This is a genomic window from Pseudomonas sp. DTU12.3, assembly GCF_004124275.1.
Lineage (GTDB): Bacteria > Pseudomonadota > Gammaproteobacteria > Pseudomonadales > Pseudomonadaceae > Aquipseudomonas > Aquipseudomonas helmanticensis.
In genome coordinates this window covers 2,630,700-2,654,527 of the sequence record NZ_CP027218.1, presented here as the reverse complement: position 1 = coordinate 2,654,527, position 23,828 = coordinate 2,630,700, and the positions used below count along the sequence as shown (strand labels likewise).

The 23,828-nt window shown below is 60.2% G+C and carries 16 protein-coding genes; 3 read left to right on the top strand and 13 right to left on the bottom strand.

Translation table 11 applies throughout. The annotated features are described in order from the left end of the window. Window positions 1–2: 2 nt before the first annotated feature. Genes C2E19_RS12095 through C2E19_RS12085 form a run of 3 tightly spaced genes read right to left on the bottom strand, consistent with a single transcriptional unit; the run spans window position 3 to window position 3,072 of the window. Window positions 3–869, bottom strand: coding sequence for a carbohydrate ABC transporter permease (locus tag C2E19_RS12095; protein ID WP_007912484.1), 867 nt, complete (start codon window positions 867–869; stop codon window positions 3–5). Further along, window positions 866–1,978 (bottom strand): ABC transporter ATP-binding protein, encoded by a 1,113-nt coding sequence (locus tag C2E19_RS12090; RefSeq protein ID WP_129392181.1) that lies wholly within the window; start codon window positions 1,976–1,978, stop codon window positions 866–868. The genes C2E19_RS12095 and C2E19_RS12090 overlap by 4 nt, the downstream gene beginning before the upstream one ends. After that, complete coding sequence (locus C2E19_RS12085; protein WP_129392178.1) at window positions 1,978–3,072, bottom strand: ABC transporter ATP-binding protein; 1,095 nt, start codon at window positions 3,070–3,072, stop codon at window positions 1,978–1,980. The genes C2E19_RS12090 and C2E19_RS12085 overlap by 1 nt, the downstream gene beginning before the upstream one ends. Before the next feature lie 383 nt (window positions 3,073–3,455). On the opposite strand from C2E19_RS12085, the gene C2E19_RS12080 reads away from it, so the two are divergent. Next, the gene (locus tag C2E19_RS12080) at window positions 3,456–5,306 is read left to right on the top strand and encodes a sigma-54-dependent Fis family transcriptional regulator (protein WP_129392175.1); all 1,851 of its coding nucleotides are present in this window, start codon (window positions 3,456–3,458) and stop codon (window positions 5,304–5,306) included. A gap of 190 nt (window positions 5,307–5,496) precedes the next feature. Here the strand turns inward: C2E19_RS12080 and C2E19_RS12075 are convergent, their stop codons facing one another. From C2E19_RS12075 to C2E19_RS12060, 3 genes are all read right to left on the bottom strand, one after another. Further along, window positions 5,497–6,714 carry an MFS transporter gene (locus C2E19_RS12075; RefSeq protein WP_129392172.1) on the bottom strand — a complete coding sequence of 406 codons (1,218 nt, stop codon included), beginning with the start codon at window positions 6,712–6,714 and terminating at the stop codon, window positions 5,497–5,499. A 375-nt stretch (window positions 6,715–7,089) separates the two neighbouring features. Next, complete coding sequence (gene cysS, locus C2E19_RS12065) at window positions 7,090–8,472, bottom strand: cysteine--tRNA ligase (protein ID WP_129392166.1); 1,383 nt, start codon at window positions 8,470–8,472, stop codon at window positions 7,090–7,092. Window positions 8,473–8,494: 22 nt separating this feature from the next. After that, the gene (locus C2E19_RS12060; RefSeq protein WP_129392163.1) at window positions 8,495–10,192 is read right to left on the bottom strand and encodes a glutamine--tRNA ligase/YqeY domain fusion protein; all 1,698 of its coding nucleotides are present in this window, start codon (window positions 10,190–10,192) and stop codon (window positions 8,495–8,497) included. A gap of 253 nt (window positions 10,193–10,445) precedes the next feature. Here C2E19_RS12060 and C2E19_RS12055 point away from each other — a divergent pair, with 253 nt between their 5' ends. Next, window positions 10,446–10,952: a peptidylprolyl isomerase gene (locus C2E19_RS12055; protein WP_129392160.1), complete on the top strand. Its 507-nt coding sequence runs from the start codon at window positions 10,446–10,448 to the stop codon at window positions 10,950–10,952. Next, window positions 10,949–11,695 (top strand): UDP-2,3-diacylglucosamine diphosphatase, encoded by a 747-nt coding sequence (lpxH, locus tag C2E19_RS12050; RefSeq protein ID WP_129392157.1) that lies wholly within the window; start codon window positions 10,949–10,951, stop codon window positions 11,693–11,695. Before C2E19_RS12055 ends, lpxH begins: the two co-directional genes overlap by 4 nt. A 194-nt stretch (window positions 11,696–11,889) precedes the next feature. Here lpxH and C2E19_RS12045 read toward each other — a convergent pair whose 3' ends face one another. From C2E19_RS12045 to C2E19_RS12010, 7 genes are all read right to left on the bottom strand, one after another. Continuing rightward, on the bottom strand, window positions 11,890–13,419 hold the full coding sequence (locus C2E19_RS12045; RefSeq protein ID WP_129392154.1) for a DHA2 family efflux MFS transporter permease subunit: 1,530 nt from the start codon (window positions 13,417–13,419) through the stop codon (window positions 11,890–11,892). Between the two features lie 161 nt (window positions 13,420–13,580). Continuing rightward, window positions 13,581–14,783 carry an efflux RND transporter periplasmic adaptor subunit gene (locus C2E19_RS12035; RefSeq protein ID WP_129392151.1) on the bottom strand — a complete coding sequence of 401 codons (1,203 nt, stop codon included), beginning with the start codon at window positions 14,781–14,783 and terminating at the stop codon, window positions 13,581–13,583. Window positions 14,784–14,798: 15 nt separating this feature from the next. Further along, window positions 14,799–16,268 carry an efflux transporter outer membrane subunit gene (locus tag C2E19_RS12030; protein ID WP_129392148.1) on the bottom strand — a complete coding sequence of 490 codons (1,470 nt, stop codon included), beginning with the start codon at window positions 16,266–16,268 and terminating at the stop codon, window positions 14,799–14,801. Next, window positions 16,258–16,740 (bottom strand): MarR family winged helix-turn-helix transcriptional regulator, encoded by a 483-nt coding sequence (locus C2E19_RS12025; RefSeq protein WP_129392145.1) that lies wholly within the window; start codon window positions 16,738–16,740, stop codon window positions 16,258–16,260. The genes C2E19_RS12030 and C2E19_RS12025 overlap by 11 nt, the downstream gene beginning before the upstream one ends. Window positions 16,741–16,961: 221 nt before the next feature. Continuing rightward, window positions 16,962–18,293, bottom strand: coding sequence for a hypothetical protein (locus tag C2E19_RS12020; RefSeq protein WP_129392142.1), 1,332 nt, complete (start codon window positions 18,291–18,293; stop codon window positions 16,962–16,964). A 118-nt stretch (window positions 18,294–18,411) separates the two neighbouring features. Continuing rightward, window positions 18,412–22,086: a translocation/assembly module TamB domain-containing protein gene (locus C2E19_RS12015; protein WP_129392139.1), complete on the bottom strand. Its 3,675-nt coding sequence runs from the start codon at window positions 22,084–22,086 to the stop codon at window positions 18,412–18,414. After that, complete coding sequence (locus tag C2E19_RS12010) at window positions 22,083–23,810, bottom strand: autotransporter assembly complex family protein (RefSeq protein WP_129392136.1); 1,728 nt, start codon at window positions 23,808–23,810, stop codon at window positions 22,083–22,085. The genes C2E19_RS12015 and C2E19_RS12010 overlap by 4 nt, the downstream gene beginning before the upstream one ends. Window positions 23,811–23,828 lie beyond the last annotated feature (18 nt).

The following is a 23,828-nucleotide window of genomic DNA, read 5'->3' as shown; positions in this document are numbered from 1 at the left end:
CCTCAGCGGTTGGCGTCGGAGTGCGTCATGGCGGTGTAGAACAGCCAGGACACCAACAGGATGATCAGGAAGTACACCAGCGAAAACGCCGCTGCCGGACCGAGGTCGAATTGCCCTACGGCCATCTGCGTCAACGTCTGACTCAGGAAGGTCGTGGCATTGCCCGGCCCGCCGCCGGTGAGCACGAACGGCTCGGTGTAGATCATGAAACTGTCCATGAAGCGCAGCATCACTGCGATCAGCAGCACGCTTTTCAGCTTGGGCAACTGAATATGGCGGAACACCGCCCACGCCGAGGCTCGATCAATCCGCGCAGCCTGGTAATACACGTCGGGGATCGCGCGCAAACCGGAGAAGCACAGCAACGCCACCAGTGAAGTCCAATGCCAGACGTCCATCACCAGCACCGTCACCCAGGCGTCCATGGTGTTGGCTGCGTAGTTGTAGCTGATGCCCATCGCGTTGAGGCTGGAACCGAGCAGACCGATGTCGGCACGGCCGAAAATCTGCCAGATGGTGCCGACCACGTTCCACGGGATCAGCAGCGGAATCGCCAGAATGATCAGCACCACCGACGACCAGCGCCCCTTGGTCGGCATGGTCAGGGCGACAGCGATGCCCAGCGGAATTTCGATCAGCAACACGCAGGCCGAGTAGATGAACTGGCGCAGCAACGAGTCGTGCAAACGCGGATCAAGCAGCACCTGCTTGTACCAGTCAGCGCCGACGAAGTAGCGGCTGGACTGGTCGAAGATGTCCTGCACCGAATAGTTGACCACGGTCATCATCGGGATCACCGCACTGAACGCCACCAGCAGGAACACCGGCAACACCAGCCACCAGGCCTTGTTGTTCTGCACCTTGTTCATGGCTGCACCTCGCCGCTGTCGGCTTCCAGGAGGAACTCATCGGCATAGACCATCAGCCACTGCGCCGGAAAACTGATGTAGGCAGTGCCCTGCGGCACCGGTTTGTCTTCGGCCAGGCGCACTTTGAGCGGTGCGCCGTCGAGGTCGAGGGTCATGATCTTGTAGGTGCCGAGGTCTTCGACGTGGATGACTTTTGCCTGCATGGCGTCATCAAACGGCTCATCCCAGACATGAATGAATTCGGGGCGGATACCGACCTTGAGATTTTTCCACTGACCGTGTTCGATATGCCGTTGCATCGCGTCGGACAGCGGCAGGTGCGTCGAGGCGAAACCGACGCCGCCGGGTTGTGGCTGCACCTCGATCAGGTTCATCCCCGGGCTGCCGATGAAATAGCCGACAAAGGTGTGGCTCGGCCGCTCGAACAATTCCCGTGGCGTGCCGAACTGGACGATCTGGCCGCCGTACATCACCGCGATCTTGTCGGCGAAGGTCGAAGCCTCGAGTTGATCGTGGGTGACGTAGACCATGGTGATGTTGAACTGCTCGTGGATCTGTTTGAGCTTGCGCCGCAGTTTCCACTTCAGGTGCGGGTCGATCACCGTCAGCGGTTCATCGAAGAGGATTGCCGAGACGTCGTCACGGACCAGACCACGGCCCATCGAAACTTTCTGTTTTTCGTCAGCGGTGAGGTTGCGCGCCTTCTTGCTCAGGAGGTTTTGCAGGTCGAGGACTTCGGCAATCTCCTGCACCTTGCTGTGCACTTTCGCCTCGGCCATGCCCTGATTGCGCAGGGGAAAGGCGAGGTTATCGAACACGGTCATGGTGTCGTAGACCACCGGAAACTGGAAAACCTGGGCAATGTTGCGCTTCTCCGGCGTCAGGTCATTAACCGCTTTGCCGTCGAACAACACGTGGCCCTGCGAGGGGCTGAGCAGGCCGGAAATGATGTTGAGCAAAGTCGACTTGCCGCAACCCGACGGCCCGAGCAAGGCGTAGGCACCGCCCTGCTCCCAGACGTGATCCATCTCACGGATCGCATAATCCTCCGCGCCACTCGGGGTTTTGCTGTAGCTGTGGGCGAGGTGCTGCAAACGGATTTCGGCCATCAGGCAACCCTCGCGACACGCCGGCCCGGTGCTTGCACCAGACGGCCCTGCGCATCGAAAACGAACAGTTTGTGGGTCGGGATGTAAATGCGGATCGGCGCATCGACGTCGTATTCGTGAACGCCGGGCAAGTGCAGCACCAGCAGGAAATGCTCGTTGCGCACGTGCAGGAAGGTTTCCGAACCGCTGATCTCGGCGACTTCGACGGTCACTGCCAATTCCAGATCGTCATCGTTGCTCGGCACCAGCGAGATATGGCTGGGTCGCACGCCAAAGCGGAATTCGCCCTCACCCACCGGACGCAGATCGACGTTCAACGGGAAGTGCACGAAATTGGCGAAACTGACTTCGTTGCCGGCGATGCGCCCGGGCATCAGGTTGATCGGTGGTTCGGAGAACAATTCGGCAGCGAGCACGGTTTGCGGCTGATGATAGACCGAAGTCGACGGCCCGCTTTGAATCACCCGGCCTTCGTGAAGAATGGTCGTGGTGCCGCCGAGTGCCAGCGCTTCGTTGGGTTCGGTGGTGGCGTAAATGGCGATGGTGTGGCGCGCCTTGAACAGCTCGCGCATTTCCTGACGCAGCTCTTCGCGCAGTTTGTAATCGAGGTTGACCAGCGGCTCGTCGAACAGGATCAGCTCGGCGTCTTTGACCAGTGCGCGGGCCATGGCGGTGCGCTGCTGTTGGCCACCAGAGAGTTCCAGCGGATAGCGCTGCAGAAACTTCTCGATGCGCAGCATCCGCGCGGTTTCCTGCACTTTGCTGTGAATGATCTCTTTGGACACACCGGCCTGGCGCAGCGGCGAGGCGATGTTCTCGAACACGGTCATGGTCGGGTAGTTGATGAACTGCTGATAGACCATCGACACGTTGCGCAAACGCACCGGACGCTGGGTGACATCGACGCCGTTCATCAGGATGCGGCCGCTGTCGGGCTTGTCGAGACCAGCCATCAAGCGCATCAGGCTGGTTTTGCCGGACAGCGTACGGCCGAGCAAAACGTTGAAGGAACCGGCTTCGAATTTCAGGCACGCATCGTCGATCCAGGTCTGGCCCTCGACGGTGCGGCTGACGTGCTCCAGGGTGAGTGACATGGCTCGGCCTTTTTATTATTGGAGTCAAGCGACCTGTGCACGGGAGCGAGTTTCGTGCCAGAAAAGGCAAGTGATTGATTTGTCGCGAAAATCGTTGAAAGCGTAGGGATTGGGCGTTCATTGCTGAACACATTTGAACAGTTGGGCGATTGACAATGAACAATAGTGAACAACACTCTATGAACGCTTTTTGCCCTATCTTGAATACGATAAATATCCCATGTGGGAGCGGGCTTGCTCGCGAAAGCGGTGTGTCATTCAACTGATTCGGTGACTGATGCGCCGCATTCGCGAGCAAGCCCGCTCCCACAGTTGGGTGGTGTTGTTTTCAGGATTTGGGTTCATAACAACAATAAAAATCGCTGCATCAGAGGCCCACTGCCATGGCCGCACCTGCCCCGCCGCTGTCCCATGACGCGATCGTCCAGACTTCCTGGCAACGTTGCCGCGCGTTCGGTCTTGATCACCAGAGCACGCCGGCCTTCGATCAGTTGCCTGCCGCCGGCATCGCGCAGCTGCTCGACAGCCATCACTCGCTGGTGCAGACCACGCATCAGGAAGTCCTGCCCTATTACGAAAACATCCTCAGCAACTCCAACTGCTTGATCATGCTCGCTGACAATCAAGGCCAGGTGCTGACCTCGTGGGGCACGCAACGCTTTATCGAACCGAATCTGGCGCGAGGGTTTCAGGCCGGTGCGAGCTGGGTGGAACGCACCAGCGGCACCAATGCGATCGGCACGGCGCTGGCCTGTGAGCAAGCCGTGCACATCGAACACGACGAACATTTTCTCAAGGCCAACCGTTTCATGACCGGTTCCGCCGCGCCGATTTTCGACGCCGAGCGCAAGGTGATCGCGGTGCTCGATGTGTCCAGCGACAGCTACCTGCCGCCCTCCCACACCTTGGGCATGGTCAAAATGATGAGCCAGACCGTGGAAAACCGGCTGATCCTCAACCTGTTCCATGGCCAGCACTTTCAACTGACCTTCAACACCGGGCTGAACAACCTCGACAGTCAGTGGGCCGGGTTGTTGATTTTTGATGAGAGCGGTCAGGTGTTGTCGGCTAATCGCCGAGCGGACAATCTGCTCGGCGTGCGCCTGTCGCGGGTAAGCGTCGAGAGCCTGTTCAAGGTGTCGCTGCTGGAGCTGATCAATCAACCGGACGGCCTGCCGTTTGCCTTGCAGACCTCCGGGCGTAACCGTTTTCAATGTTTGTTGAAGCGACCGAAGCAGGCACCGATTCAACCTCGCCTCTTCGCTGAAGCAAAAAGCGTCGAAGCGCCGATCAAGACAGCCGGCGCCATCAGCCTCAACACCCTGCACTTCGGCGACAGTCGTGTGGAAAAAGCCGTGCGTCAGGCGGAACGCTTGCTGGAAAAAGACATTCCGCTGCTGATCCACGGTGAAACCGGGGTCGGCAAAGAAGTCTTCGTCAAAGCCCTGCATCAGGCCAGCTCGCGGAGCAAACAGGCATTCATTGCCGTCAACTGTGCAGCGATCCCCGCCGAACTGGTCGAGTCGGAACTGTTCGGCTATGAAAAAGGCGCTTTCACCGGCGCCAATCAGAAAGGCAGCATCGGCCTGATTCGCAAGGCGGACAAAGGCACGTTGTTCCTTGATGAAATCGGCGACATGCCGCTGCCGACGCAGGCGCGGTTGTTGCGGGTGTTGCAGGAGCGTTGCGTGCAGCCGGTGGGCAGCAGCGAGTTGTTCCCGGTGGATTTGCGGATTATCTCGGCGACTAACCGCTCTTTACGCGAACAAGTGCAGTTGGGCCGGTTCAGGGAGGATTTGTATTACCGCATTGGCGGGCTGACGCTGGAGTTGCCGCCATTGCGCGAGCGCAGTGACAAGGAGGCGTTGTTCAAGCGGCTGTGGGAACAGCATCGTGAACCGACGCAATGGGCCGGGTTGAGTCGTGAGGTGCTGGAGTTGTTCGAACGGCATCCGTGGCCGGGGAATTTGCGTCAGGTCAGCAGCGTGATGCAGGTGGCGCTGGCCATGGCCGAGGAACAACCGGTGAGGCCGGAGCATTTGCCGGATGATTTTTTTGTCGATCTGGAGATGGAGCCGGTAGAGTGCTCGGCGCCGTTGGGGGTTGATCTAAATGATGTGGAGGCGTTGAACCGGGAGTTGAAGGCTTCCGGGGGTAATATTTCGCATTTGGCGCGGCGGTTGGGGGTTAGTCGGAATACGCTTTATAAGCGGTTGCGGCAGATTGAAGGTTGAGTGAACTCCACGCCCCTCATCGGAACGCCGCCCGCCCAGCCCTCTCCCAGAGGTAGAGGGAGCTGACCGAGGTGTCTGGCGCTGGACATCGACCTGAAACATCGTGCCGATTATGGATTCAAAGCATCACGTTCAAGTCGGTGTATTTCTTGAACATCCCCCAATCAGTCCCCTCTCCTGCGGGAGAGGGCTAGGGTGAGGGCGAAAATTGCGGCTCAACCTGCACAGCCGAAGCAGCCCCCAATGTACGCAACCCGACCAACACAACAACCACCATCATGATCCCCGCGCCAATGGCCACGCCAAACCCCGCCCGCGCGCCGTACGCATCGATAACCAGCCCCGCCAGCATCCCGCCCAGTGCAACGCCGATGCTGATGCCGGTGGTCATCCACGTCAGCCCTTCGGTGATCCGCGACGGCGGGATGATGATCGTCCCCAGCTTCATCACCACGACCATCGTTGGCGCAAACGAGATGCCGGCGATGAACAGCGTCGCTGACAGGACATACACGTCGGCTGCAAAAATCGGCAACACGCCGGTGAACGCCGTGACCAGGATCCCGATCAGAAACTGTTTTTCGATCGCCAGCGAAACCCTCATCGCGCCGAACGTCAGGCCCGCAACCAGTGAACCGAACGCATAGGCGGCGAGGATAAAGGTCGCCGACGCTGGCCAGCCCTGCGCATTGGCGAACGCCACGACGGCGACATCGATTGCTCCGCCAATGACACCCATCGCCAACAGCGCCAGCACAATGGTGCGTACGCCGGGGATCAGCAAGGTCGAGCCACTATGGCTGGCGTGGCCCACGACAACCTTGGGTTCAGTCTGGCGTTGCAGCAGAAACGCGGTCACCCCGACGGCCAGCAGTCCGACTGCAACAAGGGGCCCGGCTTCGGCGAAAAAACTCACGCTCAAACCGATCGCCAGTGGCGGGCCGACAATGTAGGCCATTTCGGTGAGGACAGTGTCCAGCGAGAACGCCGTGTGCAATTGCGGCTTGCCCCGGAACAACTGCGTCCATCGGGCGCGAATCATCGACGGCATGCTTGGCATCGTCCCCGCCAGTGCAGCCAGAACGAACAGCAACGCGGCTGGAGCGCGCAGGTAGACGGCGGTGATCAGCGCCAGCAACATGACAATGCTGAACGCTGTGACGATGGGCAGCACGCGACTCTGGCCATGTTGATCGACCTGTTTCGAGATGTGCGGGCCGAGTAGCGCATTGGCCAGGGTGAACGTGCCGGCGACGGCGCCGGCCAGCCAGTAAACCCCGGTTTGCTCGACCAGCATGGTGATGATGCCGATGCCGATCATTGCCTGCGGTAACCGCGCAATAGAGCTCGCGAGCACTAACCCGGTGGCGCCGGGGGTTGTTAGCAGCTCGCGGTAGTGATTGGCCATGGTGTCTCCATTCGATATTCGTCACCGCTCAGCATCCAGCTGAACGCGTTGCCGACATCAAGACCTACGCGACCATCAAAAGCAACCCTCACCCCAACCCTCTCCCGGGGGGAGAGGGAGCTGACCGAGGTGTCTGGCGTCGTACATCGACCTGAAAGACCGAGTCGATTATGGATTCGGAGAAAAACTTTCAAGTCGGCGTATCTCTTGAGCATCCCCCATTCAGTCCCCTCTCCCTCTGGGCGGTCCGACGTTTCGGGAGGGTTAGGGTGAGGGGCTTTTCTTGCGCCCAAACAAAAACCCGCACAAGGCGGGTTTTGTTCTGATCGTTCCCACGCAGAGCGTGGGAACGATCATCACGCCGAGCAGGTTCGGTCAGTCAGCCAGACGCCAGGTAGTCCCACCCTTGCCGTCTTCCAACACAACGCCCATGGCGGTGAGCTGGTCGCGGATACGGTCGGACTCAGCCCAGTCCTTGCCCGCACGTGCCGCCAGACGCGCCGCGATCAGCGCATCGACTTCAGCCGCATCGACACGCCCTTCGGCGCCGGCTTGCAGGAAGTCATCGGCTTCGAGCTGCAACACGCCCAACACGCTTGCCAGTTCTTTCAGACGTGCCGCCAGGCCCGCCGCTGCAGCGAGATCGCTCTCACGCAGACGGTTGATCTCACGCACCATCTCGAACAGCACTGCGCAGGCTTCCGGCGTGCCGAAGTCGTCGTTCATCACCGTGGTGAAACGCTCGACGAAAGCTTCGCCGCCCGCCGGTGCAACGTTCGGCAAACCTTTCAACGCGTGGTAGAAACGCTCGAGTGCGCCTTTGGCGTCCTTGAGGTTGTCCTCCGAATAGTTGATCGCGCTGCGGTAGTGACTCGACACCAGCAGGTAACGCACGACTTCCGGGTGGTACTTTTCCAGCACATCGCGAATGGTGAAGAAGTTGTTCAAGGACTTGGACATCTTCTCGCCATTGATGCGAATCATGCCGCAATGCATCCACGCGTTGGCGTAGGTCTTGCCGGTGGCCGCTTCGCTCTGGGCGATTTCGTTTTCGTGGTGCGGGAACTCGAGGTCGCTGCCGCCGCCATGAATGTCGAAAGTTTCGCCGAGGCAGCAGGTGGACATCACCGAGCACTCGATGTGCCAGCCCGGACGCCCGGCGCCCCATGGCGATTCCCAGCTTGGCTCGCCCGGTTTGGTGGCTTTCCACAGGACGAAGTCCAGCGGATCCTGCTTGGCTTCGTCGACTTCGATGCGCGCACCGATGCGCAGGTCTTCGATTTTCTTGCGCGACAGTTTGCCGTAGCCCATGAACCTGGCGACGCGGTAGTACACGTCGCCATTGCCCGGGGCGTAGGCGTAACCCTTGTCGATCAGGGTCTGGATCATGCTCAGCATGCCCGGAATGTGATCGGTGGCACGCGGCTCCATGTCCGGCTTGAGGATGTTGAGGCGTGCCTCGTCCTCGTGCATCGCAGTGATCATGCGCTCGGTCAGCGCGTCGTACGGCTCGCCGTTTTCGCGAGCACGATTGATGATCTTGTCTTCGATGTCGGTGATGTTGCGCACGTACGTCAGGTTATAACCGCTGAATCGCAACCAGCGGGTCACCAGGTCGAACGCGACCATGCTGCGGCCGTGGCCAATGTGGCAGTAGTCGTACACGGTCATCCCGCAGACGTACATGCGCACATTGTTGCCATCGAGCGGCTTGAAAACTTCTTTGCTCTTGGTGAGCGTGTTGTAAATCGTCAGCACTTTTAATTTCCTTGACGCTGAATCACTGGCCCCACGAATCGCGCAGGGTCACGGTACGGTTGAATACCGGCTGACCTGGTTTCGAGTCCTTCATATCGGCGACGAAGTAGCCTTCGCGCTCGAACTGGAAACGGTCTTCCGGCTGTGCATTGCCAAGCGATGGCTCCGCACGACAACCGGTGAGTACCTGCAGCGAATCAGGGTTGATGTTGTCGAGGAAACTCGCGCTGTCTTCAGCCTTCTCAGGGTTGGCCGAACGGAACAGGCGATCGTACAGACGCACTTCGCACTCGACGCTGGCGGCTGCCGGCACCCAGTGGATCACGCCTTTGACCTTGCGGCCTTCAGGGTTTTTACCCAGGGTTTGCGGGTCGTACGAGCAACGCAGTTCGACGATGTTGCCGTCGGCGTCCTTGATCGCTTCGTCGGCACGGATCACGTAGCTGCCGCGCAGACGCACTTCACCGGCCGGTTCCAGGCGTTTGTAGCCCTTCGGCGGCTCTTCCATGAAGTCGTCACGGTCGATGTAGATTTCCCGGGCGAACGGCAGTGCGCGCACGCCCATGTCTTCTTTCGGGTGACGCGGCAGTTCGAGGTTCTCGACCTGACCTTCCGGGTAGTTGGTGATGACGACTTTCAGCGGACGCAACACGCACATGGCGCGCGGCGCGGTGTGATCGAGGTCGTCACGGATGCTGAATTCGAGCATGCCGAAGTCGACCACGCCGTCGGAACGGTTGGTGCCGATCATTTCGCAGAAGTTGCGGATCGATTTCGGCGTGTAGCCACGGCGGCGGAAGCCCGACAGCGTGGACATGCGCGGATCGTCCCAGCCATGCACGTGCTTTTCATCGACCAGTTGCTTGAGCTTGCGCTTGCTGGTGATGGTGTAGTTGAGGTTCAGACGGCTGAACTCGTACTGACGCGGGTGCGCCGGCACTGGCAGAGCGTCGAGGAACCACTCGTACAGCGGACGATGGCTTTCGAACTCCAGGGTGCAGATCGAGTGAGTGATGCCTTCGATGGCGTCCGACTGACCGTGGGTGAAGTCGTAGTTCGGGTAGATGCACCACTTGTCGCCGGTCTGGTGGTGATGCGCGTGGCGGATGCGATACATGATCGGGTCACGCAGGTTCATGTTCGGCGAGGCCATGTCGATCTTCGCGCGCAGCACGCGGGCGCCGTCGGCGAACTCACCGGCACGCATGCGGGCGAACCAGTCGAGGTTTTCTTCCACCGAACGGTCGCGGAACGGGCTGTTCTTGCCCGGCTCGGTCAGGCTGCCACGGTATTCCTTGGCCTGCTCCGGGGTCAGGTCGTCGACGTAGGCTTTGCCAGCCTTGATCAGCTCGACGGCCCAGTCGTGCAACTGGTCAAAATACTGCGAGGCGTAGCGCACTTCGCCGGACCATTCGAAGCCCAGCCATTTGACGTCGGCTTCGATCGCGTCGATGTATTCCTGATCTTCCTTGGCCGGGTTGGTGTCGTCGAAACGCAGGTGCGTGACGCCGCCGAACTCCTGGGCCAGGCCGAAGTTCACGCAGATCGACTTGGCGTGGCCGATGTGCAGGTAGCCGTTGGGCTCAGGCGGAAAACGGGTGACGATCTGGGTGTGCTTGCCCGAGTCCAGGTCTGCCTGGATGATCGGCCGCAGGAAGTTGACCGGCACGGCAGGGCCGGACTTGGCATTCGAGGTAGGGTCGACAGTGGGCTTGCTCATAGGATCCTTGACTTACATGTGCGCGGCCGCAGAGAGGGGCCAGACAAAACAAAGCCGCTATCATAGCCGATGCTGTCAAGGGGCTGACAGAGCAGGCCCTATAAAGGCGTGCTTTTTATCGCCGGGAAATGAAAAAACAGCCTCGAAATTCGCGGCTGTCACGCTAAACTGCGCACCTTGGCCCTGACGGGCTGAACCGGTTATGGGCCAACATGTCCCATTACCCACGAATTCCTTATAAAGAGTAGCGATCATGACTCAAGTTAAATTGACCACCAACCATGGCGACATCGTCCTCGAACTGAATGCTGAAAAGGCACCGGTGACCGTTGCCAACTTCATCGAATACGTCAAAGCCGGTCACTACGAAAACACCGTTTTCCACCGTGTAATCGGTAACTTCATGATCCAGGGCGGCGGTTTCGAGCCAGGCATGAAAGAAAAGAAAGACAAGCGTCCAAGCATCCAGAACGAAGCCGACAACGGCCTGCCGAACGAGAAGTACACCGTTGCCATGGCCCGTACCATGGAGCCGCATTCGGCTTCCGCGCAGTTCTTCATCAACGTCGCCGACAACAGCTTCCTGAACCACAGCGCCAAGACTACTCAGGGCTGGGGCTACGCGGTATTCGCTAAAGTGGTTGCCGGCACCGACGTTGTCGACAAGATCAAAGGTGTTTCGACCACTTCCAAGTCCGGCCACCAGGACGTACCAGCAGACGACGTGATCATCGAGAAAGCCGAGATCATCGAAGCGTGATATTGCTGATTTCAGACTTGCATCTGGAAGAGGAGCGCCCGGACATCACCCGGGCGTTTCTGGATTTGCTCGCCGGACGCGCCCGCTCGGCGAGTGCGTTGTACATTCTCGGCGACTTCTTCGAAGCGTGGATTGGCGACGACGCCATGACGCCCTTCCAGCGTTCCATCTGCCAGGCCCTGCGCGAATTGAGCGACAGCGGCACGGCGATTTTTCTGATGCACGGCAATCGCGACTTCATGCTCGGCAAGGCCTTCTGCAAGCAGGCCGGCTGTACGTTGTTGAAGGACCCGAGTGTCGTGCAGTTTTACGGCGAGCCGGTGCTGTTGATGCACGGTGACAGCCTGTGCACGCGCGACGTTGGCTATATGAAGCTGCGGCGCTATCTGCGTAACCCGATCACCCTGTTTATCCTGCGTAACCTGCCGCTGAGCAGCCGCCATAAGCTGGCGCGCAAGCTGCGCAGCGAGAGCCGTGCACAGACGCGGATGAAGGCCAATGACATTGTCGATGTCACGCCGGAGGAGATTCCGCGGATCATGCAGGCGTTCGGCGTAAAAACCCTGATCCATGGCCACACCCATCGCCCGGCGATCCACAAGTTGCAGATCGGCGATGAAGCGGCGAAGCGGATTGTGCTGGGGGATTGGGATCGTCAGGGTTGGGCGTTGCAGGTGGATGAGAGCGGCTACGCCTTGGCGCCGTTCGACTTTGCCCCGCCGCTGGCTTTGCCGCACGGCTAAAAGCTTTACCCCCTCACCCCAGCCCTCCCGAAACGTCGGACCGCCCCCAAGGGGGCGAGGGGGAAAGGGAGCCGATCTCTATGCTTCTCAAAACCCGAGTTCGACTCGGTATTGCAAGTCGGTGTACCTCGAACATCCACCACGGTCAGTCCCCTCTCCCTCCGGGAGAGGGTTAGGGTGAGGGGCTTTTGACCTTAGTGCCCGGAAGCGGCCGGGCCGGCCTTCGCAGCAAACGGCGGCTTCGCCAGCCACACAATCAGAATCAACCCCATGAAGCCCCAGCCCAGCAGCGTGAAGTAATCCACGGTGGAGAGCATGTACGCCTGACTGGTCAGCACATGATCGAGCTGCGCATACGCCGGGTTGCTCGCCCCGCCCAACTGGTTCAGCGCCTCACGTGTGGCCGGCTCATAAGTGCTGATGCTTTCACTCATATACGCATGATGCTGATCGGCCCGACGAATCCAGATCCACGTGGTCAGCGACGCCGCAAAACTACCACCCAGAGTCCGCAGGAACGTCGCCAGGCCCGCGCCATCGGCAATCTGACTCGGTGGCAGGTCAGACATCAGAATGCTCAGGGTCGGCATGAAGAACAGCGCCACGCCAATGCCCATGAACAGCTGCACCAGAGCGATGTGCTGGAAGTCGACTTCGTTGGTGAAACCAGCCCGCATGAAGCAGCTCAGGCCAATCGCCAGGAACGCCAGCCCGGCCAGCAGACGCAGGTCGAACTTGTTCGCGTACTTGCCGACAAACGGCGACAGCAGCACCGGCAGAATCCCGATCGGCGCTACGGCCAGCCCGGCCCAGGTCGCGGTGTAGCCCATTTGCGTCTGCAACCATTGCGGCAGGATCAGGTTGATGCCGAAGAAACCGGCGTAACCCAGCACCAGCACCAGCGTGCCGATGCGGAAATTACGGTGCGCAAACAAGCGCAGGTTGACCACCGGATGCTGGTCAGTCATTTCCCAGATGATGAACACCGCCAGTGCCACCACCGAAATTGCCGCGCCAATGATGATGAAGTTCGACTCGAACCAGTCCAGGTCATTGCCCTTGTCGAGGATCACCTGCAATGCGCCGACGCCAATGATCAGCGTGATCAGGCCGACATAGTCCATCGGCTGACGGCTGGTTTCCACCGGCCGTTTGGCCAGTTGCGAACGCACCACCATCACCGCAAAAATACCGATCGGCACGTTGATGAAGAAGATCCACGGCCAGCTGTAGCTGTCAGTAATCCAGCCACCGAGAATCGGCCCGGCAATCGGCGCGACCACCGTGACCATCGCCAGCAATGCCAGGGCCATGCCGCGCCTCGCGGGCGGATAGACCGCGATCAACAGGGTTTGCGTCATCGGGTACAACGGCCCGGCGACCAAACCTTGCAGCACGCGAAAGCCGATCAATTCCGGCATCGACGTCGAGATACCGCAGAGAAACGAGGCCAGCACAAACAGTATGGTGGCCCACAAAAACAGTTTTACCTCGCCGAAACGGCGGCTGAGCCAGCCGGTCAGCGGCAACGCAATGGCGTTGCTGACGGCGAACGAGGTGATCACCCAAGTGCCCTGCTCCGAACTCACCCCCAGGTTGCCGGAAATCGTCGGCAACGCCACGTTGGCGATGGTGGTGTCGAGCACTTGCATGAACGTCGCCAGCGACAGACCGATGGTGCTGAGCAACAGGCTGGGCGGCGTGAAAGAGGCGTTATTGCTCATCGCGAATCCTATGAAACCTGATTAGCGCCGCATCTGTTACAGACACAGCTGCCCTTTGTGGGAGCGGGCTTGCTCGCGAAAGCGATGTGTCAGACAACATCTATGTTGAATGTCAGTCAGCATTCGCGAGCAAGCCCGCTCCCACAAAGTCAAAGTCGGGGTCAGCGTTGCGCGGTTTTGCTCACCGCTGCGCTGTTGTCGTGGATCAGCTGCGCAATCATCGCGTCGGCTTCGGCCAGTTGGCGGTCGTAGACGTTGGTGCTGAACGAGGCCTTTTGCGGTGGTTGCTGCGCCAGCACCGGACCGCTCTGGTCGTGCAGGTTCACTTCAACATTGGTCGACAGACCGACCCGCAGCGGGTGCTTGGCCAGTTCTTCGGCGTTGATGTGGATGCGCACCGGCACACGTTGAACAATCTTGATCCAGTTACCAGTGGCGTTCTGCGCTGGCAGCAAGGCAAACGCGCTGCCGGTACCGGCGCCGAGGCTGTCGACGGTGCCGCTGTACTTCACGTCGCTGCCGTAGATGTCCGACTCGATATCGACCGGTTGACCGATGCGCATGTCACGCAGTTGGGTTTCCTTGAAGTTGGCGTCGATCCACAGTTGATCCAGCGGAATCACCGCCATCAACGCCGTGCCCGGCTGCACACGCTGACCGAGCTGCACAGTGCGCTTGGCCACATAACCGGTGACCGGCGCGATCAAGGTGCTACGGGCATTGGTCAGGTAAGCCTGACGCAGATCGGCAGCGGCGGACATCACGTCCGGGTGCGACGACACCACGGTGTCATCGACCAGTGCGCTGGTGGTTTTCAGTTGCTGCTTGGCATTGGCCAGGGCGTTTTGCGCCGAGGTCAGGTCGTCGCGAGCGTGGGACAGTTCTTCCTGGGAAATTGCCCCGCCCTGCGCCAGGTTCTTGCGGCGGTTGAAATTGTCCTGGGCCTTTTGCACTTCAGCCTGTTGCGCGTTGACCTGGGCTTTCATGCCATCAACGTTGCTGTACAGACCGCGCACCTGACGCACGGTGCGCGCCAGTTTCGCCTGGGCACTTTGCAGGCCGACTTCGGCATCGTTCGGGTCGAAGTTGATCAGCACCTGACCTTCGTGAACCAGATCACCATCGTCAGCACCGATGCTGACGACCGTGCCGGTGACCAGCGGGGTGATTTCGACGACGTTACCGTTGACGTAGGCATCGTCGGTGCTTTCATTGAAGCGCCCGATGAATTCGTGATACGCCCAGACGCCAGCGCAGGCGAGTGCAACCACGATAGCCAGGACCAACAGCATCACTTTGCGTTTGCGCGGGTTGCCGGTGTCCGGGGTGTTGTCTTGAGCTTGGGTGTTTTCGGCAGTGGCCATGACAATTACCTTGAATTAGTTGTGCGGCGTGGCTGGGGTGGCGTTGGCTGCGGTCAGGGTCTGCCCCTGGAAGCCGCCGCCCAGCGCTTGCATCAGTTGAATCGACAGGTCGATCTGCTCGGCATTGAGGTTGGCCAACTGACGCTGGGCCTGCAGCAATTGCTGCTCGATGCTGAGCACGTCCAGGTAGTTGCCGATGCCGGAACCGTAACGCTGGACGACGGTGTTGTAAGAATCCTGGGCAATCTCGGTGGCGTGCTGCTGCGCACCGATCTGCCGGCCGATGTCACGCAACTGGTTGATCGTGTCGCTGACATCGCCGAGTGCTTTCACCAGACTTTTGTTGTACTGCGCCACTGCCAGGTCGTAATCGGCGTCGCGTGCATCGAGGTTGGCCCGCAGGCGTCCGCCGTCGAAGATCGGCACCGAAATGGTCGGGGCAATGTTGAAGAAGCGACTGGCCGAACCGAACATCGCGTCACCCAACAAAGATTCGGCACCGGCCGAGGCCGACAGGTTCAAGTTGGGATAGAAGCGGGTTTTCGCCGAGTCGATGTCTTTGCTCGCCGCTTCGACACGCCAGCGGGCGGCAACCAGATCCGGGCGACGACCGAGCAATTCGGCAGGCAGAACCGACGGCACCGCGACAGCACTGGCTTGCAGGACTTTCGGCCGGGCAATTTCATTGCCGCGATCCGGGCCTTTGCCGAGCAGCACGGCCAAAGCAATTTTCGCGCTATTCAGGCGTTTTTCCGCGTCGATCAGGCTGGCTTCGGAACTGGCTTCCAGACTCTGGGTTTGCTGGAACTGGTACTGGCTGTCGATCCCGGAACTCAGGCGACGCTGGCTCAAATCGAGCATCTGCTTTGTACGCTTGAGGTCGTCATTGGCCAGGTCATAAACGATGTGCGCCTGACCGAGATCGCTATAAGCGCGGGCGACATCAGCGGCCAAGGTCAATTGTGCGGCCTGACGGTCGACTTCGGAGGCGCGGGCCTGTCCGAGTGCGGCTTCCCAGGCATCACGCTGGCCGCCCCACAGGTCGAAGTTGTAATTGAAGCCGGCGCTGACATTGCGCACGGTGGCGTAAGCATCGCCCTGCCCCAGCGGATCTTGATCCTTGGCCAGGCGCGAGCGGCTGATGCCGGCGCTGGCGTCGAGGGTCGGATAGCGCTCGGCATCGGCGGCATACGCGGCGGCACTGGCCTGATGGGCGCGGGCTTCGGCGATTTGCATGTCGGGGCTGTCGTGCAGGGCTTCGCGGATCAAGCCGTCGAGTTGCGGATCGCCGAGGCTGGTCCACCAGTCGCTTTTCGGCCACGCGGCCGGCGACAGGGTCACGCCGTTGAGGGATTGGCCGACTTTCAGGCTTTTCGCATCGAGGCTCGCGCCCGACGTGTCGAGGCCACTGTAGTTGGCGCAACCGGCGAGGATCATCGCCGACAGCACCAGCGTGAGGCTGCTGCGCAAGGTTTTACCGCTCATTGTGTTCACCTAAGCGCTGGAGGGTGATCGGGTCACCGGCGGCCAGCAGGATTTTCTTGAGGATGTATTCCAGGGTCTTCAACTCGTCCGGAGTGACGGCGCCCGCCAGTTCATTCATCGCGTCAGCGCCGATGTGCGGCAGGCGGTCGGCCAGGAGCTGGCCTTGCTCGGTCAGAGTCAGTTGCACCTGACGGCGATCGCCTTCGCTGCGTTGGCGAGCGAGAAAACCTTTCTGCTCCAGACGATCGAGCATGCGCGTCATCGAACCGCTGTCGAGCGACAGATGGCGGCACAGTTCGGCCGGGGTATCGACGCCGTACTGGGCCATGATGATCAACACCTTGAACTGCGCGGCGGTGATGCCGTGAGGTTCCATGTGGGTGTCGATGATCCGGTCTTTGAGCAGCGCAGCACGGCCAAGCAACAGGCCGAGATGGCAGTGTTTGAATTCGTCCGGGGTGAAATGCTTCATTTGCTCACCTAATAACTGCCTAGGCAGTGAATGTATGTCGAGATGTTACTGCCTAGGCAGCGAATGTCAACGAAATAGTTAGGAAGCTTTGTAAATAGTTGACCAGTGGACTGGGTTTTGTGCGGAGAGGTGGCGCGAAGATCAAAAGATCGCAGCCTTCGGCAGCTCCTACAGGGATCAGAACCGTGTAGGAGCTGCCGAAGGCTGCGATCTTTTGATTTTTATGAGGATGTCGAGGAATCGTCAGAGGAATGCACAGGTGGCGGTTGCACAGGATGCACCTCACGCCCGCGCAGGGCCGTGGCCACATACCCAAAGGCACGCTTGCTCACCGCGTAAATGCTGTGCCAGCCCGGCGGTGCCGGCTCGATGGCGGCATGCAACGCTCGCGCGTAGTCGAGCACCAGGCCCGGCGTCCAGGCCATCACCTCGGCGCGCTTGCGCACTTGCGCGGCGACCCAGAACTCGGGGCTGATGATGACTCGGGCAAAATCGCGCATGCTCGAATGCCCCCGGTTCATTGCCCCTTCCAGGGCCGCTTCGAGACTATGCGCAACAGCGCTGGAACAATTGCGACTGGTGAGGTTGTACGTGCTGTTCTGCCGATAGTCCGCCCAGAACGCACTGAGCCGCCGAGCGTCGTAGTGGGCAAAACTGACCTGCACCGAAGACGGGCACCAGTCAGCCACCTCGCCGGCATAGTCCGGCAGAAACCTGCCGGCGACATCGTTGTTCGGCGTCGCCCGCAGCAGGCGCACGAAATCCCCCGCCGAACGATCGATGTCATCCAACGGGTAATGGCTGATGTAGATATCCGGGCCACATTCCAATGCGGCATGGCCGGCGGAGATCACGCCGTTGATGTCGACCGCTGCGATGTAGCGATTCAGCAGGCGATTGCGCACCAAGGTGTCATCGACGGTGCCGCTGGGGGTCCAGACATGAATCACCAACGCGCCGCTGCTGGCCGGCGCACTGACCGACAAAGGGCTGGTCAGCGGCGGCTGGTGTTTGAAGCGCACGGCTTGCCGCAACAACGCGCAACCAGTGAGAAACAGGCTCATGCCAATGCAGAATGGCACCGTGCCCTTATACAGCGTCGGGTACGGTTCGAGGATAAACACGCCAAAGCCGATTTCGAACAACCCCGCCAGCAACGACACTTGCCAACCGACAAAACGCACCACCACCGCTGCCGCCAACCGAAAGCCGCCATCGAGCAGAAAAGCCCCGCCAAACAGCACCGCCAGAATCAGCCCGGCGGCGTGTTGCCGGTCGACGATCAGCAGTCCCAGCAAGAGAAAAGCCAGTCCTCGCGCTCTGCGCAGGGCTGCAGCGGTCCCGGCTTGCGGTGCCGGCACCAGCAGCAGGATCAGCGCTTCGAGCATCAACAGATAGCCGAAAAGATGCAGCGGGAAATACAAAACGCCGTCGAGCGCATCAATGAAGATGCCCACACCGACCGCGCCCCAGACGATGCCCGTCAACGCCAGCGCCGACCAACGCTTGCGGACGAATTCGTGACCGAGCAAGACCATACTCAAGCGGACCATAGGTGTCTCTGTTGTTTTCGGGCAGCCGCCAACCGCGCGGCTTTCAAGTTGCGCTGAGTCTAATGCATTCTGCAAAAGCCGGATCGCAACGACGCGACCCGACCGGGGGAAACGCGCGTCAGAAGTCGCGTTTGTAGAAGATATCCAGCGAACTCGCGACGCCACTGGCCGCTTCGACATAGACCTTTTTGCTCAGCTTGTAGCGCAGCGCAATGGTGCTGGCCGGTTCAAATACGCCAACGCCATAACGCAAACTCAGCTTCTCGGTAATATTGCCGCTGGCCACCACACTGGTGGCATCGCCGCTGCCCGCCGTGTCGAGCTGGAAATCCTGAATCCCCAGATCCTTGGCCAGACTGCTGGTGACCCCGGAACTGCCCATCAAGCCCAACCCCAGCGCCGCTTGCGCGAGCATGTTGTTGTCTTCGCCGTTGGTGCTCAGCGGACGGCCGAGGACCAGATACGACAGCGCTTGCTCCTGGCTCATCGCCGGTTCGGAGAAGATCTGTGTGGTCGGTTGCTCGGCGCTGCCGCTCAGGCGAATACCGGCGATCACGTCATCGGTCTGGCGGATCGCCTCGATGTCCAGATACGGCTGATCGAGGGGGCCGGCAAACAGCAGACGCGCGCGCCGTACCGTCAGGCGCTGGCCATAGGCGCGATACTTGCCGTCGTTGAGCCAGAGCTCGCCGCGCGTGTCCATGTTGTCGCCGATGTGCACATGACCTTGCACGTTGGCGGTCAGACCAAAACCGGCGAAGGCGAGTTTGCCTTCACCGACCACCACGTCAATGTCCATTTTCATCGCCAGCGGTGGTTTGCCCTCCGCGGTCTGCGCGCCGACGATGATCGTGTCGTCGGAGACTTTCACCGTGGATGGCGGCAGCTCACGCACGGTGATTTCGCCTTTGGGCACTTGAACTTTGCCAGCGATTTTCAGCTCGTCGCCGGCCATGGAAATTTTCAGGTCCGGCGCCACTTCCACCTTGGCATACGGCTCCACACTGACCGGCAGTTGCGTGCCTTTCAATGCCAGATCGACCACCAGCGCCTGACCCCAAGCGACATTGCCGTTGAGACTGCCCTGCCCGCTCTTACCGCTTTTCCAGCCGCCGTCGAGGCGTACCGATTCGCCGGCAATCAGGGCGGTGAGTTGCAGGTTTTGCAGCTCCATCGGCAACTCGGCGCCGGACACTTCGCCGTCGCTCAGTTGCACGGTGCCGTTGACCAGCGGCGCGAGCAGTCCGCCGGAAATCGTCCCGCTGCCGTTCAGGCGCCCAGTGAGTTTCTCGACCATCGGCACAAACGGCCGCGCCACCGACAAATCCAGTCCGCTGAGACGGAACGAGCCGCTCAGCGGCTTGTTTTTTGGCAGTGGATTGAGCTGCGCCTGCACCATCAATTCGCCGAGTTTGCCGCCGACGAAATTGAGTTCGGTGTCGACGCGCTTCGGTGTGAGTTTGCTGGTCAGTTTGAGTGTCTGGTACGGGAAGTCCAGCCACTGATCCTTTTCCTTCATGCGCAAGGTGCCGCCACTGGCGTCGATGCTGACCACGCCATTCGGGCCGCTGGCCGGCAAGTCCAGTTGCAGATCGGCGTTGAGCTTGCCCTTCCAGGCAAAATCTTTCGGCAACCATTGCGCCAGACTTTCGATCGGGAACTGCTTGAGGTGGTAGCGCAGTTTTGGCTCCGGCATCAGCCGTTGATCTTCACCGCACAGGCTGGCATCGCCGGACATCCAGCAATGCGCGCCGAAGTTGATTTTGCCGTCAGCCAGACGTTCCAGTTTGGCCGGATTCTGCAGTTTCCAGTCCTGGCCGCCGGCCTGAATATCGCCGTTGGCCAAGCGACCGCGCCAGTTGCCCTTGTCCAGATTACCGTCGAGGCCGAGGGCCAGTTTCAGCTTCGGCCCGAGCAAGTCGAGGCTGAGTTTCTGGCTCTTGATGTCGCCTTGGGCGCTGGCGGTCAGCGTGCCCAGCAAGGTGTCACCGGCCTGAATGCCGGAGCCCTTGAGGTCAATTTTCGCCCGTTGCGCACTGTCGAGCGTGGCGTCGAGGTTGAGGCTTTGCAGGCGGTTGTCCTGGAAGGCCAGTTGCGAACCTTGCAGACCGAGTTTGCCCTGCGGTGCTTGCAGCGTGCCAGCCACATTGACCTGACCGTTGACCTGCCCGCGCAGTTGCGGCCAGAGCTGGGCCAGCCGCGACAGCTTGATATCGATCTGCCCGGTGAGTTTCTGTTGCAGGCTGCCCTTGCCGCTGATGCTGTTGTCGCCGAGACGGATTTGCAGGGCACTCAGATTCCATTGCTCACCCGCGCCGTCAGCCTTGGCCTGAAGGATCGCCGGTTGCCCGCGCAGTTTGCCTTTCAAGTCGAGATCAGCGGTGAGGCTCAGGCGGTCATTCTTCATTTCGCCTTGGCTTTTCAATGGCCCGGCCAAGGTGCCCGGCAACTCGGCAACCCAATACGCCGGGTTGAGCGCCGACAGGTCCAGCGCCGTGTCCCAGGCGATGCCGTCGGCGAACTGCACGTTGACGTGACCTTCGGCTTTGCCCTGCCCGGCTTGCATTTTCAGTTGCGGCAAGGCGATCTGTTTCAGGCTGCCGCTGAACGGACTGTTCAGGGTAAACGCCCCGGCCGGACCATCCAGTGCGGCGTCGAAGTTGCCGAGGTATTGCCCGTCGGTGTAGGAGACTTCGCCAGTGAAGGTACGCAAGGCGACTTGTGGCTCGTCGATTTCGTTATAGAGCCGGTGCCACGGAAAATCCTGCCAGTTGATATTGGCTTGCGCGCTGAGGCCTTTGCTCCAATCGACGCTGCCGGTGAGTTTGAGGCTTTGTTTGTCGTTGGCGGTGAGGTCGAGGCCGGCAATTTGTGCGCCGCTGGCGTCGACTTTGCCTTTGAGCAGCAGCGCCACCGGGCCTTTATCGGCGGGCAGCGTGGCGTTGCCGTTTAACTGGTAACCGTTTTTCAGGTCGCCTTCGCCGGTCAGCAGCAATTGATTGAGTTGCAGGGTGTCGGGTAGCTCTGCGCTCGGTTTGAACGCATCGCTGGTGATGCGCACTTTCGCCGGCAGGTTTTCCACCAGCGGTTGCAATTTGCCGCTCAACTGGCCGTCGAGGTAGCCATGACTGTCGGCGTGCAGGTTGAGGGTTTTCAGCAGATCGCCATCGACTTTCAGCGCCAGCGTCCACGGTTCAGTGCCCGGCGACGGCAATGTCAGGTCACCGGCGATATTCAACGGCCAGTTGCCGGTCGGCTGCAGCGTGCCGGACAGGTTCAGGCTGAGGTCGTCGCGCTGTAATTTGATGCTTTCAATCTGCATACCCTGGGCGGTCCAGTGCGCCGCCAGTTGCAAGCCCTTGAGTTGCTCGCTGCCGTTGAACAGCAGACTGCCGACTTTTACGTCGCCCAGTTCGATGGCCAGCGGCAATTGCAGATCCGGCAGTTTGATCGGACCGCTGTCGGTGGTTTCCGCGCTCGGCGGGAATTGCAGAATGACCTGATCAGCCTGGAGCTGTTCGATGCACAAGGTCATGCGCGTCAGGCACAACGGCGACCAGGCGAAGATTGCCTGATTCAGCTCGACGCGACTGCTGTCCTGCTGCCACAGCAGATGATCGGCGCTCCACTGGCCACCGAGACGGCCATGGAAATTTTCCACCGTCAGACCGGGTACGAGGCCCAGCACCCAACGGCTGCCAGCCTGCGTGCCGAGTACGGCGGTGATGCTCAATACAATCAACAACACCAGCGCCAGCAGCGTCAGTGCCGTTATTTTCAAACCACGCTTCACAGCTCAGGCCCCATGGAAAAGTGCAGCCGGATGCCGCCATCGTCGTCGAGTGCGTGGGCCAGGTCGAGGCGGATTGGCCCGACCGGCGAGACCCAGCGCACACCAATACCAACCCCGGTCTTGAGGTTCGGCAGTTCGAGTTTGTTGAAGGAGTTGCCCTGATCGACGAAGGTCGCCACGCGCCACTTTTCGGCGATCGAGTATTGATACTCGACGCTGCCGGCGACCATGTAGCGGCCCCCGATGCGGTCGCCATCGGAGTTTTTCGGCGACAGGCTCTGGTAGTCGTAACCGCGCACGCTCTGATCGCCACCGGCAAAGAAACGCAACGACGGTGGCACCGAGTTGTAGCCGTTGGTGGCGCTGCCGCCGACCTGCACGCGCCCGAGGAAGCGGTGCTTGTCGAACACCGTGGTCAAGCCTTTGACCAGCGCGGTGCCATATAGAAGGTTGTTGTCGGAACCGAGGCCTTCCTTGGCGACTTTGCTTTCAAAGCTCAGCCGATAGCCGTTGTGCGGGTCGATGCGGTTGTCGCTTTTCAGGTACGAATAACTGATGCCGGGCATCAGCAAGGTACTCAGGCCCGAGTCGTCGCCGAGTTCATATTCTTCACGCTGCCACTTCAGCGAAATCACTCGCTGCCAGCCGCTCGGCAACTTGCTGTGCCACTCCGGGCCGAAGGTCAGCAGTTTGCTGAGTGTGTCAGAGCCGTCGATGTCTTCGAATTGATAGCCGCCGGCCCAACGCAGTTTGTCGGTCAGTGGCGGGTCGAGCGGAATGTCGTAGAACAGCCCGACGTTTTGCCGTGGTGCCGACAGTTCCGCTTCCCAGCCATAGCTGTCGCCTTGCGGGTTGACCCAGTGGCGGGTCCAGTTGGCTTTGATACGCGGGCCGACGTCGGTCGAGTAACCGAGGCCGAGGCCCATGGTGCGTGGTTTGCGCGTGTCGAGTTTGACGTCGACCGGGATCACCTCGTTTTCCGCCGTGGTCGGCGCAGCATCGACGCGCACGCCTTCGAAGTAACCGCTCGATTGCAGGTCGCGGTTGAGTTCGGCGATCAGCTCGGAGTCGTACGGTTCGCCTTCCTTGAACGGCACCATGCGTTGCAGCAGGTCTTCGTCAAACGGCGTGTCGCCCTCGAATTTGACTTTGCCCAGCGCATAACGCGGGCCGCTTTCGTAGATCAATTCAACGTCGGCGACACCGGCGCGCGGATCGACCAGAAGTTTCTGGCTGGTGAAGTGGCCGCTGAAGAAACCGAAGCGCGAGGCCTGATTCTGAATAAGTCTTTTGGCGTCTTCGTAACGCCCATGATTGAGTACCGCGCCGGATTTCAGCACGTCGCTTGTCGGTACACGAAAGGATTTGAGGGAGGCTGCCGGGCCGTCGACCCGAATGGTGACGTTGCGCAGGCGAATCGGCTCGCCGGGATCGATGTTCAGCACCAGGCGCGGTTTTTCGCCGCCCTTGACGTCACTTTCGATCTGCGGCTGGTAGTAGCCCAACGCCTGGGCGGCTTTGCGCGCCTGCTCTTCGGCGCCGCGACTGAAGCGTTGCAAAGCTTCTTCGTCACGGTCGCCGAGGCTGCCGATATAGCCTTCTATATTGGCTTTAAGTTCATCGTTGGACGGTTTGATCCGTACGTCCAATTCACTTTGCGCCAGCGCCGCGCAGCTGGTTAACAGCACAAGCACGCCACTGGTAAATCTTCCTGGAAACTTCATAGGCGCGGATGCTATCAC